Annotated in this window: 16 protein-coding genes; 13 read left to right on the top strand and 3 right to left on the bottom strand. The window is 64.0% G+C overall.

Annotated elements, in window-relative coordinates; translation table 11 throughout:
• Nucleotides 1-19: 19 nt before the first annotated feature.
• A complete protein-coding gene (locus tag U5A67_RS01970) occupies nucleotides 20-1,699 on the bottom strand; it encodes a nitrite/sulfite reductase (protein WP_321814331.1) in 1,680 nt (559 codons plus the stop codon).
• A gap of 234 nt (nucleotides 1,700-1,933) precedes the next feature.
• Between U5A67_RS01970 and U5A67_RS01965 the strand changes: the two genes are divergently transcribed.
• Together U5A67_RS01965 and U5A67_RS01960 are read left to right on the top strand one after the other, a co-directional pair.
• Complete coding sequence (locus tag U5A67_RS01965; protein WP_205981193.1) at nucleotides 1,934-2,875, top strand: CysB family HTH-type transcriptional regulator; 942 nt, start codon at nucleotides 1,934-1,936, stop codon at nucleotides 2,873-2,875.
• A gap of 119 nt (nucleotides 2,876-2,994) precedes the next feature.
• On the top strand, nucleotides 2,995-4,173 hold the full coding sequence (locus tag U5A67_RS01960) for an ABC transporter substrate-binding protein (protein WP_321814330.1): 1,179 nt from the start codon (nucleotides 2,995-2,997) through the stop codon (nucleotides 4,171-4,173).
• 7 nt (nucleotides 4,174-4,180) lie between these two features.
• Here the strand turns inward: U5A67_RS01960 and U5A67_RS01955 are convergent, their stop codons facing one another.
• Nucleotides 4,181-4,399, bottom strand: a complete 219-nt coding sequence (locus U5A67_RS01955; protein WP_321814329.1) for a hypothetical protein — start codon at nucleotides 4,397-4,399, stop codon at nucleotides 4,181-4,183.
• Nucleotides 4,400-4,656: 257 nt separating this feature from the next.
• On the opposite strand from U5A67_RS01955, the gene U5A67_RS01950 reads away from it, so the two are divergent.
• Together U5A67_RS01950 and U5A67_RS01945 are read left to right on the top strand one after the other, a co-directional pair.
• Complete coding sequence (locus tag U5A67_RS01950) at nucleotides 4,657-5,310, top strand: protein-L-isoaspartate O-methyltransferase family protein (RefSeq protein WP_205981196.1); 654 nt, start codon at nucleotides 4,657-4,659, stop codon at nucleotides 5,308-5,310.
• A 50-nt stretch (nucleotides 5,311-5,360) separates the two neighbouring features.
• Nucleotides 5,361-5,684 carry a rhodanese-like domain-containing protein gene (locus tag U5A67_RS01945; protein WP_205981197.1) on the top strand — a complete coding sequence of 108 codons (324 nt, stop codon included), beginning with the start codon at nucleotides 5,361-5,363 and terminating at the stop codon, nucleotides 5,682-5,684.
• 81 nt (nucleotides 5,685-5,765) lie between these two features.
• Here U5A67_RS01945 and U5A67_RS01940 read toward each other — a convergent pair whose 3' ends face one another.
• Nucleotides 5,766-7,085, bottom strand: a complete 1,320-nt coding sequence (locus U5A67_RS01940) for an aspartate aminotransferase family protein (protein WP_241023168.1) — start codon at nucleotides 7,083-7,085, stop codon at nucleotides 5,766-5,768.
• 450 nt (nucleotides 7,086-7,535) lie between these two features.
• Here U5A67_RS01940 and urtA point away from each other — a divergent pair, with 450 nt between their 5' ends.
• The 9 genes from urtA (at nucleotide 7,536) to ureC (ending at nucleotide 17,168) form a co-directional block, all read left to right on the top strand.
• Nucleotides 7,536-8,840 carry an urea ABC transporter substrate-binding protein gene (urtA, locus tag U5A67_RS01935; RefSeq protein ID WP_205981199.1) on the top strand — a complete coding sequence of 435 codons (1,305 nt, stop codon included), beginning with the start codon at nucleotides 7,536-7,538 and terminating at the stop codon, nucleotides 8,838-8,840.
• A 161-nt stretch (nucleotides 8,841-9,001) separates the two neighbouring features.
• The gene (gene urtB / locus U5A67_RS01930; protein ID WP_321814328.1) at nucleotides 9,002-10,651 is read left to right on the top strand and encodes an urea ABC transporter permease subunit UrtB; all 1,650 of its coding nucleotides are present in this window, start codon (nucleotides 9,002-9,004) and stop codon (nucleotides 10,649-10,651) included.
• A gap of 2 nt (nucleotides 10,652-10,653) precedes the next feature.
• Entirely contained in the window at nucleotides 10,654-11,832 is a 1,179-nt protein-coding gene (gene urtC / locus U5A67_RS01925; RefSeq protein WP_321814327.1) for an urea ABC transporter permease subunit UrtC, read from the top strand.
• 83 nt (nucleotides 11,833-11,915) lie between these two features.
• Nucleotides 11,916-12,701 (top strand): urea ABC transporter ATP-binding protein UrtD, encoded by a 786-nt coding sequence (gene urtD, locus U5A67_RS01920; RefSeq protein WP_241023189.1) that lies wholly within the window; start codon nucleotides 11,916-11,918, stop codon nucleotides 12,699-12,701.
• 37 nt (nucleotides 12,702-12,738) lie between these two features.
• Nucleotides 12,739-13,434 carry an urea ABC transporter ATP-binding subunit UrtE gene (gene urtE, locus U5A67_RS01915; RefSeq protein WP_321814326.1) on the top strand — a complete coding sequence of 232 codons (696 nt, stop codon included), beginning with the start codon at nucleotides 12,739-12,741 and terminating at the stop codon, nucleotides 13,432-13,434.
• 126 nt (nucleotides 13,435-13,560) lie between these two features.
• Nucleotides 13,561-14,478 carry an urease accessory protein UreD gene (locus tag U5A67_RS01910; protein ID WP_321814325.1) on the top strand — a complete coding sequence of 306 codons (918 nt, stop codon included), beginning with the start codon at nucleotides 13,561-13,563 and terminating at the stop codon, nucleotides 14,476-14,478.
• 314 nt (nucleotides 14,479-14,792) lie between these two features.
• Complete coding sequence (ureA, locus tag U5A67_RS01905; RefSeq protein ID WP_065057295.1) at nucleotides 14,793-15,095, top strand: urease subunit gamma; 303 nt, start codon at nucleotides 14,793-14,795, stop codon at nucleotides 15,093-15,095.
• A 17-nt stretch (nucleotides 15,096-15,112) separates the two neighbouring features.
• Entirely contained in the window at nucleotides 15,113-15,418 is a 306-nt protein-coding gene (locus tag U5A67_RS01900; RefSeq protein WP_321814324.1) for an urease subunit beta, read from the top strand.
• 43 nt (nucleotides 15,419-15,461) lie between these two features.
• Complete coding sequence (gene ureC, locus U5A67_RS01895) at nucleotides 15,462-17,168, top strand: urease subunit alpha (protein WP_321814323.1); 1,707 nt, start codon at nucleotides 15,462-15,464, stop codon at nucleotides 17,166-17,168.
• Nucleotides 17,169-17,177: the final 9 nt, after the last annotated feature.

Below are 17,177 nucleotides of genomic sequence, written 5' to 3'. Positions count from 1 at the left end.
GTATCTCGTTGCGGGCGGATCAGGCGTGGGCCGGCTGGCGCGAGGCGTACACGCGCTCCTTGAACGGGGCCATGCCGATGCGGTCGTACGTGTCGATGAAACGCTCGCCGTCGATGCGGTTTTCGACAAACGTGTCGATCACCTTCTGCACCACGTCGGGCATCTCTTCCGCCGAGAACGACGGGCCGATCACGCGGCCAAGGCGCGCGCCGTTGGCGCCGGTGCCCTGCTCGCCGCCGAGCGTGACCTGATACCACTCCGAACCGTCCTTATCCACGCCCAGCACGCCGATATTGCCGACGTGGTGATGACCGCACGCATTGATGCAGCCCGAGATGTTGAAGGTCAGGTCGCCCAGGTCGTAGACGAAATCGAGGTTGTCGAAACGCTCCTGGATCGCCAGCGCGATGGGGATCGACTTCGCATTCGCGAGCGAGCAGAAGTCGCCGCCCGGGCACGCGATGATGTCGGTCAGCAGACCGATGTTCGCCGTCGCGAAACCTTGTTCCTTGGCCTTTTCCCACAGCGCGAACAGGTCGCGCTTCTTCACATCGGCGAGGATCAGGTTCTGTTCGTGCGAGACGCGGATCTGGCCGAACGAGTATTCGTCGGCCCAGTCGGCCACGGCTTCCATCTGCTTGTCGGTGGCGTCGCCCGGCGCGATGTTGCGCGGCTTGAGCGAGATCGTCACCGACGCATAACCCGGCACGCGATGCGGACGCGCATTGCGCTCGACCCAGCGCGCGAAGGCGCGGTTTTCGAGCAGATGCTTTTCGTAGGACGTATCCGTATCGGCGAGCTTTTCGTAGGCCGGCGGCACGAAGTACTGCGCCACGCGATCGACTTCAGCTTGCGTCAGCGTCGAAGGACCGTCTTTCAGGTGCTGCCACTCTTCTTCCACTTGCTGCGCGAACTTCTCGGGCGAAAGCGCCTTCACGAGAATCTTGATACGCGCCTTGTAGAGGTTGTCGCGGCGGCCGTAGCGGTTGTACACGCGCAGCACGGCTTCGCAGTAGGTCAGCAGATGCTGCCACGGCAGGTTGCGCTTGATGATCGCGCCGATGATCGGCGTGCGGCCCAGACCGCCACCCGCGAGGATGCTGGCGACCACTTCGCCCTGCTCGTTACGTTCGAGGTAGACGCCCAGATCGTGGATCTGCACGGCGGCGCGGTCTTCCTTCGAACCCGAAACGGCGATCTTGAACTTGCGCGGCAGCCACGCGAATTCGGGGTGGAACGTCGACCATTGACGCATGATCTCGGCCCACGGGCGCGGATCGACGACTTCGTCGGGCGTCACGCCCGCGAACTGGTCGGCGGTGATGTTGCGGATGCAGTTGCCCGACGTCTGGATGCCGTGCATCTGGACGGACGCGAGCTTGGCAAGGATTTCAGGCGTTTCTTCGAGCTTGATCCAGTTGTACTGGATGTTCGAACGCGTCGAGAAGTGGCCGTATTCGCGGTCGTGTTCGCGGGCGATCTGGCCGAGCATGCGCAGCTGATCGCTACGCAGATTGCCGTAAGGAATCGCGACGCGAAGCATGTAAGCGTGACGCTGGTAGTAGAGACCGTTTTGCAGACGCAGCGGGCGGAACTCTTCTTCGCTCAATTCGCCCGACAGGCGGCGGCGAACCTGGTCGCTGTATTGCGCGACGCGCTCGTCGACGATGGTCTGGTCGTACTGATCGTATTGGTACATTCGGGGACCCCAGGGTTGTATCAATCGCAGCGTTCCGGTTACGCCGCGTTCTCCGACTTCGACTTAGCTAGTTCTGGTCCTGCTTCCTGGCAACGGGCCGGCGCCTTCAAGTCGCCGGTCATTTGCTAATGACCAAAACAGATATCCATATTGGAAAAGTTGGGGAAATGGTAATAAACTCGCCTTATATTTCAAACGATCTAAAAATCAGGTTGATATGCCAAGGGGTTATATATGAACCTCCACCAGTTCCGCTTCGTGCGCGAGGCCGTGCGCCAGAACTTCAATCTCACCGAAGCGGCCAAGGCACTGTATACAAGCCAGCCAGGCGTTTCGAAGGCGATCATCGAGCTGGAGGACGAATTAGGGGTCGAAATCTTCACGCGCCACGGCAAGCGCGTGCGCTCGCTCACGGAACCGGGCCGGATCATCCTCGCCTCGGTGGAGCGTATTCTGCAGGAAGTGGAGAGCCTCAAGCGGGTTGGCAAGGACTACGCGGCCCAGGATCAAGGCAACCTCGTGATCGCCGCCACCCATACGCAGGCGCGCTACTCGCTGCCGGCGGCCATCGCCGAATTCAAGCGGCGCTTCCCGAAGGTGCATCTGTCGATCCTGCAAGGCAGCCCCACGCAGGTCGCGGAAATGGTGCTGCACGATCAGGCCGATCTCGCGATCGCAACCGAAGCCATCTCCAACTATAAGGAACTGGTTTCGCTGCCCTGCTTCACTTGGCACCACGTCGCGGTGATGCTGCCCGATCACCCGCTGCTCGAGCGCAAGCCGCTTTCGCTCGACGATCTGGCCCAATATCCGCTGATCACCTACGACAACGCGTTCGCGGGCCGCACCAAGATCAACGAGGCGTTCCGCCTGCGTGGTCTGTCCCCGGATATCGTGCTCGAAGCGATCGACGCCGACGTGATCAAGACCTACGTGGAACTGGGTCTGGGCGTAGGCATCATGGCCGACATCGCCTTCAACGCCGAGCGCGACCGCCATCTGCGCGCCGTTCCCGTGGGCCACCTGTTCGGCAGCAACGTGACGCGCGTGGCGCTCAAGCAGGGCGCGTATCTGCGCAGTTATGTCTACACGCTGGTCGAACTGCTCTCGCCGAGCCTGAACCGCAAGCTCATCGAGCAGGCGCTCAAGGGCGAGCACGAGAGCTACGAGCTTTAACAACAGTAAAAGCGCAGCCGGGCTTAGGCCCGGCTGCCGCCGCGCACCGTTCGATGCAGCCGATGTACCGCTAGATAACTAGAACACTTCTCGCTTTTTTCCTTCCTGGAGACCGCTGCATGAAGTCGTATCTGCGTCTGAGTTCGTCCCTGCGTCCGCTCGCCCTGGCCGCCGCCCTCGCGCTGGGCGCCGTCGCCCCCGCCGCGCACGCCGACCTGAAGGTGGGCATCGACCTGTCGAGCACCGGCCCCGCCGCCGCCATCGGCATCACCAGCAAGAATGCGATCCTGATGTGGCCCCCGACCATCGCCGGGCAAAAGGCCGATTACATCGTGCTCGACGACGGCTCCGATCCGGGCGCCGCCGTGCGCAACATCCACAAGCTGATCAACGAAGACCATGTGGATGTGATCGTCGGGCCGAACATCACGCCTGCGGCGCTGGCCGCGCTCGCCCCCATCGCCGAAAGCAAAACGCCGATGATCACGCTCGTGGGTTCGGCTTCCGTGGTCGAACCGCAACAAGGCGCGCGCGTCTGGGCCTTCAAGATGGCGCAGACCGATGCCGCGATGGCCGACGTCATGACGCGCTACATGGCCGCGCACGGCGTCAAGACCGTGGGCTTTATCGGCTTCGCGGACAGCTACGGCGATAGCTGGCTCAACGAATTCACGAAGTTCGCGAAGGAACGCAACATCCAGATCCTGGCGACCGAGCGCTTTAACCGCACCGACGCAAGCGTGACCGGCCAGATCCTCAAGCTGATCGCCGCCAGGCCCGACGCCGTGCTGATTGCCGGCGCGGGCACGCCAACGGTGCTGCCGCAGCGCACATTGGTGGAGCGCGGCTATAAGGGCGCGATCTACCAGACGCACGGCATCGCCACGCCCGAGTTCATCAAGCTGGGCGGCAAGGACGTCGAAGGCACGCTGTTCCCGACCCAGCCCGTTGTGGTCGCGCGCACCCTGCCCGCCGATCAACCGGCGCAGAAAGCCGCACTGGCTTTCGTGGACGCCTACGAGGCGAAGTACGGACCCGGCACGGTCACGCAGTTCGCCGGCGACGCGGCGGGCGTGTATCCGCGTTTGCAGGATGCGGTCACGCGCGCGCTCAAGACCGCGCAGCCGGGCACGGAGGCGTTTCGCGTGGCGCTGCGCAGCGAGCTCGAGCACGCGCACGAAGTGGTCGTACCCAACGGCATGGTCAACACCAGCGAAAAAGATCACGTGGGGCTCGACCAGCGCGCGAGCGTGATGGGCACGATCCGCGGCGGCAAGTTCGTTTATCTGGGGCAGTGAACGGGCTTCACCCCGGCTGACTGCGCGGCGCGCCTCGTGCAAACCGCGCCCCGCCGATCATGACGGGGCGCGTTTCGCTACGCGCCCCACGCCCGTTTGCGCCAAACCACGCCTCGTGCGCGGCCGTATCGACGCGAACCTGCACCACGGCGCTCGCGCCCATTCCCCAGCTTCGCCGCGTGATGGTGGACGCGGCGGCGAAATTCATCTGTATGACATTGGACATGCGGATTCCTTGCAGCGGGTTAAACACGCTGCCAGTTTCGCTGTCCGGCGCGCCGCGCGGTACTCATCCGAATGGCCAGTCGTGCGCCGCCCGATGCGCGTTTTCCCGTGCCGGCCGCAAGGCGCGCCGCAAAAACCCTTTGGTACAATCTCGCGGTTGCCTGGCACTGTTTTTATGCGACGTCGCGTCTGAATGGCGTCGCCAGCGCCGCGCCGGGCCCCTGCCCCGAATCCGCAAGAACCCAACGCCAAGTCACCATGAACATCGAAAAAGCGCGTTTCAACATGATCGAACAGCAGATCCGCCCCTGGGAGGTGCTCGACCAGGACGTGCTGAATCTGCTTTCGGTCGTCAAGCGTGAGCACTTCGTCCCCGCGGCCTACGCCGATCTCGCCTTCGCCGACCTTCAGGTGCCGCTGCCCAACGGCCAGCACATGATGCCGCCGCGCGTCGAGGCCCGCGTGCTGCAGGAACTCGCGGTGAAGAAGCACGAAAGCGTGCTGGAAATCGGCGCCGGTTCGGGCTACATGGCGGCTCTGCTCGCGCATCGCGCACAGAAGGTCGTGACGGTCGAGATCGACACCGAACTCGCCGAATTCGCCCGCGCGAACTTCGTCAAGAACGGCGTGCTGAACGCCGAAGTCGTGCAAGGCGACGGCGCACGCGGCTGGGCGGCGAATGCGCCCTTCGACGTGATCTGCGTCTCGGGCGGCCTGCCGGTCGTGCCGCAGGAACTGCTCGAACAACTGAAGGTGGGCGGCCGTCTGGCGGCGTTCGTCGGCAGCGCGCCGGTCATGGAAGCGCAGATCATCACGCGCATGGACGACAAGCAGTACCGCATCGCCAGCGTTTTCGAAACCTGGGTCGAAGCCCTCGAAAACGCCGTGCAGCCGTCGCGCTTCAAGTTCTAAAATCGGGTTTCACGCCCGCCGCGTCAACACTTCATCAGATTGAGTCTTTCATGCAGATCCTGACCGCCCCCGCCCTCGCCGAATGGCTCGCCGACTCGTCGCGCCCCGCGCCCATCCTGCTCGACGTGCGCGAGCCGTGGGAAATCGAAACGGCGAAGATCGACGGCATCGTCTCGATCCCGATGGCGCAGATTCCCGCGCGTAGCGAAGAACTGGACGACGAAGCCGAAGTCGTCTGCATCTGCCATCACGGCGCGCGCAGCGCCCAGGTCGCGATGTTCCTGGAATCGCGCGGCTTCACGAAGGTGTTCAATCTGCAAGGCGGCATCGACGCCTGGTCGCGTCAGGTCGACCCGAAAGTGCCGACTTACTGATCGCGGCACGATCCGCCGGATCACAACACGCAAAGGGCGCGGCTTGCACAGGCCGCGCCCTTTTTCATTGCGGGCGCGCCTTCAATCCACTTCGCGCAGCACCAGCGCGACGGTCGAAAAAATCTCCTCGATCTGCTTTTCGTCGACGATCAGCGGCGGCGAGAACGCCAGGATATCGCCCGTATAGCGGATCAGCACGCCCTTCTGATAACAGCGCACAAAGGTCTCGTAGGCGCGCGCGCCGGGCGCGCCTTCGCGCGGCTCCAGTTCCACGCCGCCCACCAGCCCCAGATTGCGCACGTCGATTACATGCGGTTCGCCGCGCAGCTTGTGGATCTCGCGCTCGAAGATCGGCGCACTCTGCGCGGCGCGGCCGAACAGACCTTCGCGCTCGTAGAGGTCGATGGTCGCGCAAGCTGCCGCCGCGGCAACCGGATGCCCCGAATACGTGTAGCCGTGAAATAGCTCGATGCCGCCAGGCGCCGCGCCCACGATCTGGTCGTGAATGCGCGCGCTCGCGGCCACGGCGCCCATCGGCACGGCGGCGTTGTTGGTGCCTTTGGCCATCGTCAGCAGATCGGGCGTGACGCCGAAGTAATTGGACGCGAACGGCGCGCCCAGACGGCCCCAGCCGGTGATGACTTCGTCGAAGATCAGCAGGATGTCGTGCTTGTCGCAGATCTCGCGCAGACGCTGCAGATAGCCTTGCGGCGGAATCAGCACGCCGGTCGAGCCCGCCACCGGTTCGACGATCACGGCGGCGATCGTCGAGGCGTCGTGCAGCGCGCACAGGCGTTCGAGATCGTCGGCGAGATGCGCGCCCCACACGGGCTGGCCCTTCGTAAAACCGGCCTCGCGAATATTGAGCGTATGCGGCAGATGATCGACCGAGGGCAGCAACTGCCCCGAGTACATCTTGCGATTGGGCGCGATGCCGCCCACCGAAATCCCGCCGAAGCCCACGCCGTGATAACCGCGCTCGCGCCCGATGAAACGCGTGCGCTGCCCTTCGCCGCGCGCGCGATGAAACGCCAGCGCGATCTTGAGCGCCGTATCCACCGCCTCCGATCCCGAGTTCGTGAAGAAGATGTGCTTGAGATCGCCGGGCGTGTGCTTCGCGATTTTCTCCGCCGCCTCGAAGGCGATCGGGTGGCCCATCTGGAAAGTCGGCGCGAAGTCCATTTCCTCGGCTTGCGCTTTCACCGCCGCGACGATTTCCTCGCGACAGTGTCCCGCGTTCACGCACCAGAGCCCGGCCGTGCCATCCAGCACTTGCCGGGCGTCGTGCGACGTGTAGTACATCCCCTTCGCGCCGACCAGCAGGCGCGGCGCCCTCTTGAACTGCCGGTTCGCGGTGAAGGGCATCCAGAACGCGGACAGATCGGGCAGGCTGGCATTCATCTGCATCTCCTTGGGTTCGGTGAGCCTGGCATTGCACGGCAACGTCGTCAGCGCTTCGCGGCTGCGTCAGACAGACAGCATCGACTTTCAGTGTAGGCAGACACCCGCGCACATGCACATGCACAACGAAGCAGCGCGTCTGCACACCCGCATAAGCACTACGCATCGTCATGCACCGCGGTGCTTTGCGATGGCGCACTGCAACGATGCAACGCGCCCGAACATGCGTCCCGCTGCACCAGATTCGCCCGCCTTTTTGCGCCGTGCAGCACGTCATGCACAGCGTCCATGCCTTGCTGCTGCCGGTGTCGCGCTGATTCAAGCGACTGGCACAACCCTTGCAGTAATAGCCCCGCAACGCTGCAACACAACAACGCAACACGCTGACTCGAACAGGCGGCGCATAACCAGATGCGCCACGACCATGACTTCACCCATAGGGGCAATGCAATGAAACGTCGCAGTCTGTTGAAATTCGGGACGATGTCGGGCGCACTCGCAGTCGCAGGGCGCGTGCCCTTCGCACACGCCGACACCGGCAGCGGCCCCATCAAGGTCGGCATTCTGCATTCGCTCTCGGGCACGATGGCGATCTCCGAGACCTCGCTCAAAGACACCGCGTTGATGACGATCTCCGACATCAACAAGAACGGCGGCGTGATGGGCCGCCAGATCCAGCCCGTGGTGGTGGACCCGGCGTCGAACTGGCCGCTGTTCGCCGAGAAAGCGCGCCAGTTGCTCACGCAGGACAAGGTCGCGTGCGTGTTCGGTTGCTGGACGTCGGTGTCGCGCAAATCGGTGCTGCCGGTGTTCGAAGAACTCAATGGCCTGCTCTATTACCCCGTGCAATACGAAGGCGAGGAAATGTCGCGCAACGTGTTCTACACCGGCGCAGCGCCCAATCAACAGGCCATTCCGGCGGTGGAATATCTGATGAGCGCCGAAGGCGGCAGCGCCAAGCGCTTCTTCCTGCTGGGCACCGACTATGTGTATCCGCGCACGACCAACAAGATCCTGCGCGCCTTCCTGCACTCGAAGGGCGTGAAGGACAGCGATATTCAGGAGGTCTACACGCCGTTCGGTCATAGCGACTATCAGACCATCGTCGCGAACATCAAGACCTTCTCGCAAGGCGGCAAGACCACGGTGATCTCGACCATCAACGGCGATTCGAATGTGCCCTTCTACAAGGAGCTCGGCAATCAGGGCATCAAGGCCACGGACGTGCCGGTGGTGGCGTTCTCGGTGGGCGAAGAAGAACTGCGCGGCATCGACACGAAGCCGCTCGTCGGCCATCTGGCGGCGTGGAATTACTTCATGTCGGTGAAGGGCGCGCAGAACACGAAGTTCAAGGATCAGTTCGAAGCCTGGGTGAAGACCAACAACCTGCCGGGCGGCGCGAAGCGCGTCACCAACGATCCGATGGAAGCGACGTTCGTCGGCATCCATATGTGGAAGCAGGCCGTGGAGAAGGCCAAGAGCACCGATGTCGACAAGGTTCGCACGGCGATGATCGGCCAGAGCGTGGCCGCGCCTTCGGGCTTCACGCTGACGATGGACGGCAATCACCATCTGCACAAGCCGGTGATGATCGGCGAAATTCGCGGCGACGGTCAGTTCAACGTGGTGTGGAAGACCAAAACGGCGATTCGCGCGCAGCCGTGGAGCCCGTTTATCGCCGGCAACGAAGGCAAGCCCGATGTCGTGACGCAAGACGTGCTGCCCGCATTCCTGCGCCGTTCGCGCACGGCATAACAAGCCGGCGATGTTCGATTGAAGCACCGGCGCTTCACGCATAGCGGCTTGCGTGACGCGCGTGATCTGCCCGACGGGACGCGCGGCATCGTACTTCGACTGCAGTTCGACTGCTGTTCGACTGCACATTGCCGCGCGCTCCGCATCAAGAAGAAAACATCATGGCTCTCTCAATCTCGAGGTTTGCCCGCACGGGGCTGCGCCATGCGCTCGCCGCCGCTGCGCTCTTTGCGATGTTTGGCGCAAGCGCGCATGCGCTCGAAGCCGCCGATGTCGCGCCGCTCGGCGCCGATGACTTCGACGCGAAATCCGCCGCCATCGACAAACTCATCGCCACGCACGACGCTGCTTCGCTCGCACTCCTGAAGGCTTTATCGGAAGACAACGTCACCGCGACGGACGCCGGCGAAGTGCTGGTTCAGGACGGCACGGATGGCCAAAGCGCGCGCGACGCGGCAACGGGCAAAGCCGTCGCCGCGAATGTGGCGGCCAGCGCGCAACCGATCACGCTCAACAACCAGTTGCGCTCCAAGGTCGCGGGCGCGCTTTCGGGCCTGCAACTCGCGGCGCCCGATGTGCAAACGCGCCGCGCCGCCATCGCCGAATTGCTGAAGAACCCCGATCCGTCGATGAAGCCGATGATCGACGCGGCCCGCGCGAAGGAAACCGATCCCGCGCTCAAGCGCCGCCTCGACACGCTCTGGGCCATGACGGCGCTGCACGACCCCGACACGGCGACGCGTCTCGAAGCCGCGAAGCTGGTCGCGGCGCGCCACGATCTGGACATGTACGAACTGCTGCGTCCGCTGGTTGCGAAGAACGCAAGCGGCGCCTTCAACGAACCCGATGCCGATGTGCGCGCCACCGCGCAGCAAGGCATCGAGGCGCTCGATTCGATCCAGCGCCGCAGCGAAATCTTCGGCACGCTGTTCGCGGGGCTGTCGCTTGGCAGCGTGCTGCTGCTCGCGGCGCTCGGTCTTGCCATCACCTATGGGCTGATCGGCGTCATCAATATGGCGCACGGCGAGTTCCTGATGATCGGTGCGTACGCAACGTATGTGGTGCAAACGCTGTTCCAGCGCTACGCCCCCGGCGCATTCGACTGGTATCCGCTGCTGGCGATTCCGGCTTCGTTCATCACGGCGGCGCTGATCGGCGCGGTGATCGAGCGGCTGGTGATCCGCCATCTTTATGGCCGTCCGCTGGAGACGCTGCTGACCACCTTCGGCATCAGCCTGATCCTGATTCAGGCCACGCGCATGCTGTTCGGCGCGCAGAACGTGCAGGTCGAAAACCCCGCCTGGATGAGCGGCGGCGTGACCGTGATGCAGAACCTCATCCTGCCGTACAACCGGCTCGCGATTCTGGCGTTCTCGCTGATCGTCGTGGGCATTGCGTGGACCGTGCTGACGAAGACGCGCCTGGGCCTCTTTGTGCGCGCCGTCACGCAGAATCGCCGCATGGCCGCCTGCGTGGGCGTGCGTACTGCACGCGTCGATGCGTGGGCGTTCGCGTTCGGCGCGGGCATCGCGGGTCTGGGCGGCTGCGCGCTGTCGCAGATCGGTAACGTCGGGCCGGACCTCGGCCAGAGCTACATCATCGATTCGTTCATGGCCGTGGTGCTGGGCGGCGTGGGGCAGATCGCGGGCACGGTGATCGGCGGTTTCGGCCTCGGGCTGGTGTCGAAGGCGATCGAGCCGTTCTGGGGCGCGGTGCTCGCGAAGATTGCCGTGCTCGTGCTGATCGTGCTGTTTATCCAGAAGCGTCCGCAGGGGCTGTTCGCCCTCAAGGGCCGTAGCGCGGAGGCTTGAACATGACTGTCGCCACTTCCACTTCGCCGCGTCATACGCTCGGCGCGCACGACAGCGCCGCCGAGACCTTCGCGCTCGGCCTGCCCGCGCGCCCCGCCCTGCTCTCGCGCCGCGCGTGGCTTGCGCTGATCGCGCTCATCAGCGCGATGGGCGTGGGCGTGCCGCTGTGCGCGCTGGTGCTGCCGCAATCGAGCGCGCTGCATCTTTCCGCCTACACGATGACGCTCGTGGGCAAGCTGATGTGCTACGCAATCGCGGCGCTCGCGCTCGATCTCGTCTGGGGTTATTGCGGCATTCTGAGCCTCGGCCATGGTCTTTTCTTCGCGCTGGGCGGCTACGCCATCGGCATGTATCTGATGCGCGAGATCGGCCACGACGGCAAATACGGCAGCGATCTGCCCGACTTCATGGTGTTTCTCGACTGGCATTCGCTGCCGTGGTACTGGCAGGGCACGCAGCACCTGGGCGTCGCGCTGCTGCTGGTCGTGCTGGTGCCCGCCGTGGTCGCGTGGGTGTTCGGCTTCTTCACGTTCCGCTCGCGCGTGAAAGGCGTGTATCTGTCGATCATCACGCAGGCCATGACCTTCGCCGCGATGCTGCTGTTCTATCGCAACGAAACGGGCTTCGGCGGCAATAACGGCTTCACCGATTTCAAACGCATCGCGGGCATGCCGATCACGCATCCGGGCACGCGTACCGTGCTGTTCCTGATGACCTTCGCGGTGCTCGTGCTCGCGTTTCTCGGCGCGCGCGCGATCGTCACCTCGAAGCTCGGCCGCGTGGTGACCGCCGTGCGCGATGGTGAGACTCGCCTCATGTTTCTGGGCTACAGCCCGCTCGGCTACAAGCTCTTTATCTGGACGCTTTCGGCCGTGCTGTGCGGGATTGCCGGTGCGCTTTACGTGCCGCAGGTCGGCATCATTAACCCGAGTGAAATGTCGCCGGGCAACTCGATCGAAATGGCGATCTGGGTGGCCGTGGGCGGACGCGGCACGCTGATCGGCCCGATCATCGGCGCCTTCGCGGTCAACGGCGCGAAGAGCTTTTTCACGGCCTATTTCGCCGAATACTGGCTGTTCTTTCTCGGCCTCATCTTCGTGCTAGTGCCGTTGTTGCTGCCCAACGGCATCATGGGCCTGATCGAAGCGGCGATGAAACGTCTCGGAGGCAAACGCACATGAACGGACACGTTTTGCTCAACGACCCGCTCAATCACAACCCGTTCGACGAAGCGGACACGCTCACCGTTTCGGGCGTGGCCAGCATGGGCCATGTGGTGGAGCCCGGCGCCATCGACATCTCGCACGGCACGATCCTCTATCTGGAAGACGTGACCGTGAGCTTCGACGGCTTTCGCGCGCTCAACCAGCTGTCGCTCGCCATCGACGCGGGCGAGTTGCGCTGCGTGATCGGCCCGAACGGCGCGGGCAAGACCACGATGATGGACGTCATCACCGGCAAGACTTCGCCCGATTCGGGCAAGGTCTTTCTCGGCCAGACGCTCGACCTCACGCGCATGAACGAACCGTCGATCGCGCGCGCGGGCATCGGCCGCAAGTTCCAGAAGCCGACCGTGTTCGAGCAGCATCCGGTGTGGGAAAACCTCGAACTGGCGATGAAGGCCGATAAAGGCTGGTTCGCCACCTTGCGCGCGCGGCTCGACCGCGACGCCCAGGCGAAGATCGAGCAGACGCTGGAAATCATCCGGCTGGAGAGCGATGCGCGGCGTCTGGCGGGCGAGCTTTCGCACGGACAGAAACAGCGGCTCGAAATCGGCATGTTGCTGATGCAAAAGCCGCAACTGCTGCTGCTCGACGAACCCGCCGCCGGCATGACCGACGACGAAACCATGGAACTCGCCGCCCTGCTCAACCGCCTGCGCGGCAGTTGCTCGATGATGGTGGTCGAGCACGACATGGAATTTGTCGCCGCGCTGGCAGGCGAGACCGGCCGCGTCACGGTGATGGCCGAGGGCCGCGTGCTCGCGCACGGCACGCTCGACGAAGTGAAACGCGACGAAACCGTGATCGAATCGTATCTGGGACGCTGAACGCGTCACCACCGGATATCAACGGATATCTTTAGCCATGCTGAATATCGAATCGCTGAACCAGTATTACGGCGGCAGCCACATCCTGCGCAATGTCTCGATGACGGTGCCGCAAGGCGAACTGACCGTGCTGCTCGGCCGCAACGGCGTGGGCAAGACCACGCTGCTGCGCTGCCTGATGGGCGTGGTGCCGACCAAAAGCGGCACGATCGCCTGGGGCGAGCATGCGCTGACGAAACTGCCGACGCATGCGCGTGTCGCGCAGGGGCTTGCGTATGTGCCGCAAGGCCGCGACATTTTTCCGCGCCTGAGCGTCGAAGAAAATCTGCTCGTGGGTGCGGCGAGCAAAAAGCGCATGCCTAAAGGCGTGCCCGAGCATATCTACACGCTCTTTCCCGTGCTCAAGGATATGAAGGCGCGACGCGGCGGCGATCTTTCCGGCGGGCAGCAGCAGCAACTCGCGATCGGCCGCGCGCTGATGAGCGATCCGAAACTGCTGATTCTCGATGAACCGACCGAAGGCATTCAACCGTCGATCATTCAGGATATCGGGCGCACGCTGCGCAGGCTGGTGGAAGAGATGAATCTCACCGTGCTGCTGGTGGAGCAGTATTACGACTTCGCGAAGGCGATTGCGGACCGCTACTGGGTGATGAGTCGCGGCGAGATTGTGGCCGGTGGTGAAGGCGCGCAGATGGACGCAAATGGCGTGCGCGAGTTGATTGCGGTTTGAGGGGCCAGCGAAAAAAGGACTGCTACGCGCGCGCCGGCTTCCCGGCGCCTGATTTTCGTCCGATCGGCGCCCACTGGCACGCGTGCTATCCTCGCCACCTGTCCTAGCTTTCGCACTTCATCGCGCATGTCGCTCCACGAAGATCACGCCGCGCTCGCCAACACCACGTTGCGCAACATCGCCCCGCCGGAATGGGTCGCGAAACTCGAACTCGGCTTCGAGCTGCAGAAGGAAGCGCGCACTGCGCTCACGCACCGGCTGCATGTCGGGCCGTTGCGCGTGCAACGACCGCTGTACCCCGAAGGCGATGCGATCTGCCACGCGGTCATCGTGCATCCGCCAGCCGGCATCGCGGGCGGCGACCGGCTCGATATCGACGTCAACGTCGGCGATGGCGCGCATGCGGTCGTCACCACGCCAGGCGCGACCAAGTGGTACAAATCGAACGGCCGCGTCGCACGCCAGCGCATCAACGTGCGCCTGGGCGCCGGCGCGAAACTCGACTGGCTGCCGCAGAACAATCTCGTCTTCGATCACGCCCACGCCGAACTGGACTTCGCGCTGACGCTCGGCGAAGGCGCCACCGCCATCGGCTGGGATGCCATGCAGCTTGGCCGCCAGGCGGCGGGCGAGCGCTGGTCGGCGGGCATGGTGCGCTCGCTCACGCGCGTCGTGCGCGCAGCCGCACCTGACGCGACGCCCGAAGCCGAAGAACAACTGCTCTGGTTCGAGCGCGCCTTGATCGACGCCGCCGATCCCCTGCGCGACGCACCACAAGGTCTCGCGGGCTACCCCGCTTTCGGCGTGCTGTGGGCGATAGGTCCCGCGTGCAACGACGCGCTCGCGCAAGACCTCGCCGCCACGCTGCCCTTCGACGATGCGCTGCGCTCGGGCGCGAGTTGTGTCGCGCCGGGCGTGCTGCTCGTGCGCGTGGTCGCACGCTCGATGGAACCGCTGCAGAACACGCTGGCGCAATGCTGGTCGCAACTGCGCCCGTTCGTGCATGGCGTCAAGAGTGCGCCGCTGCGTCTCTGGACGACGTAAGCCCCCACGCACCATCACGGCGCACATCCGCGCGCCGATGCACAACATCGCCTCAAAAAAACGCCATCACAGTGCGCCCCAGCACTGTAAATGGTGCATTCACGCTGTCCCCTTCATTGGCACAACCCTTGCTGTCAGCTTGCACTGATTCGCGCGTTTCACGTGCGAGGCTGCAAGCTGGCCGTAACCTGGCTCCCGTAAGCTGATCTGGCACAAATCCAGAGCGCGCGCGTATTCGCTTTGCATCAGCCTTGCCCGCCCGCGCGCGAGAAAAGCACACAGCGATACACAGCGAACACCCAAGACCCAGAACGATGAAGCTCACGCCACGCGAGAAAGACAAGCTCCTGATCTTCACCGCCGCGCTGCTCGCCGAAAGGCGCCGCGCCCGCGGCCTCAAGCTCAATTACCCCGAGGCGGTGGCCTTCATCAGCGCCGCGCTGATGGAAGCGGCCCGCGACGGCAAGACCGTCGCCGAGGTCATGCACTACGGCACCACGCTGCTCACGCGCGACGACGTGATGGACGGCGTGCCCGAGATGATCCCGGACATCCAGGTCGAAGCCACCTTCCCCGACGGCACCAAGCTCGTCACCGTTCACCATCCGATTCCCTGAGCCGCGAGGAACCCACCATGATCCCCGGCGAAATGCTGATCGACGATGGCGAAATCGAACTCAATGTGGGCCGCAAAACCGTGACCGTGACGGTTGCGAACACGGGCGATCGTCCCGTGCAGATCGGCTCGCATTTCCACTTCTACGAAGTCAACGACGCGCTGGCGTTCGATCGCGAGACCACGCGCGGCTTTCGCCTGAACATCGCGGCGGGCACCGCCGTGCGCTTCGAGCCCGGCCAGGAACGCACCGTCGAACTGGTTGCGCTCGCGGGCGATCGCGCCGTCTATGGCTTTAGCGGCAAGGTGATGGGCCCGCTCTGAGCGGCACGCCTGCATCACGTTTCGAATTCATCAGGAATCCGATATGACTTTGAAGATCGGCCGCCGCGCCTATGCGGAGATGTTCGGCCCCACGACCGGCGACCGCGTGCGTCTCGCCGACACCGACCTGCTCATCGAAATCGAGCGCGACTACACCGTCTATGGCGATGAAGTGAAATTCGGCGGCGGCAAGGTGATTCGCGACGGCATGGGCCAGTCGCAGCGCCTGCACGCCGAAGTGGCCGACACCGTCGTCACCAATGCCGTGATCCTCGATCACTGGGGCATCGTGAAAGCCGACATCGGCATCAAGGACGGCCGCGTCTGGCGCATCGGCAAGGCGGGCAATCCCGACGTGCAGCCGGGCGTGACGATTCCGATCGGCGCGTCGACGGAAGTAATCGCGGGCGAAGGCCAGATCGTCACGGCGGGCGGCATCGACACGCATATTCACTTCATCAGCCCGCAGCAGATCGACGAGGCGCTGGCGAGCGGCGTGACCACGATGCTCGGCGGCGGCACGGGCCCGGCGACGGGCACCAACGCCACCACCTGCACGCCGGGTCCGTGGCATATGGAGCGCATGCTGCAGGCCGCCGACGGCTGGCCGATCAATCTGGGCTTTCTCGGCAAGGGCAATGTGAGCCTGCCCAAGCCGGCGGAGGAACAGATCGCCGCGGGCGCCATCGGTCTCAAGCTGCACGAGGACTGGGGCTCGACGCCCGCGGCCATCGACAACTGCCTGACAGTTGCAGACGCAACCGATACGCAGGTGGCGATCCACACCGACACGCTCAACGAATCGGGCTTTCTCGAAGCCACCGTGGGCGCGTTCAAGGGCCGCACGATCCACACGTATCACACCGAAGGCGCGGGCGGCGGCCACGCACCGGACATCATCAAGGTGTGCGGCGAAGCGAACGTGCTGCCCTCCTCGACCAATCCCACGCGCCCTTACACCGTCAACACGCTCGACGAACACCTCGACATGCTGATGGTCTGCCATCACCTCGATCCGTCGATTGCCGAAGATATCGCCTTCGCCGAATCGCGCATCCGCCGCGAGACCATCGCTGCAGAAGACATCCTGCACGATCTTGGCGCGCTATCGATGCTTTCTTCGGATTCCCAGGCAATGGGCCGCGTGGGCGAAGTGATCATCCGCACGTGGCAGACCGCGCACAAGATGAAGGTGCAACGCGGCGCGCTGCCCCAGGACAGTTCGCGCAACGACAACTTCCGCGCGAAACGCTACGTCGCCAAGTACACGATCAATCCGGCGCTCACGCACGGCATCGCGCATGAGGTGGGTTCGATCGAGCCGGGCAAATGGGCCGATCTGGTGTTCTGGGACCCGGCGTTCTTCGGCATCAAACCGTCCCTCATTCTCAAGGGCGGCATGATCGCGCTCGCGCAGATGGGCGACCCGAACGCGTCGATTCCCACGCCGCAGCCGGTGCATTATCGCGAGATGTTCGGCACGCGCGGACGTGCGCTCACGCAGACCTCGCTGACCTTCGTTTCGCAGCTTTCGCTCGATCTGGGCATGCCCGAGCGCTACGGTCTGCAAAAGCGTATCGTGGCGGTACGCAACTGCCGCAACGTCACGAAAGCCGACATGATCCACAACGCGTGGCAGCCGTCGATCAGCGTCGATCCCGAGACCTATCAGGTCGTCGCCGATGGACAATTGCTCACCTGCGAACCCGCCACGGTCCTGCCGATGGCGCAACGCTATTTCCTGTTCTGACGATTTTGA

This window comes from Paraburkholderia sp. J69-1 (assembly GCF_905220255.1).
Taxonomy (GTDB): Bacteria; Pseudomonadota; Gammaproteobacteria; order Burkholderiales; family Burkholderiaceae; genus Paraburkholderia.
Note: the sequence above shows the minus strand (reverse complement) of the source record. Positions and strands in the feature narration are given on the sequence as shown.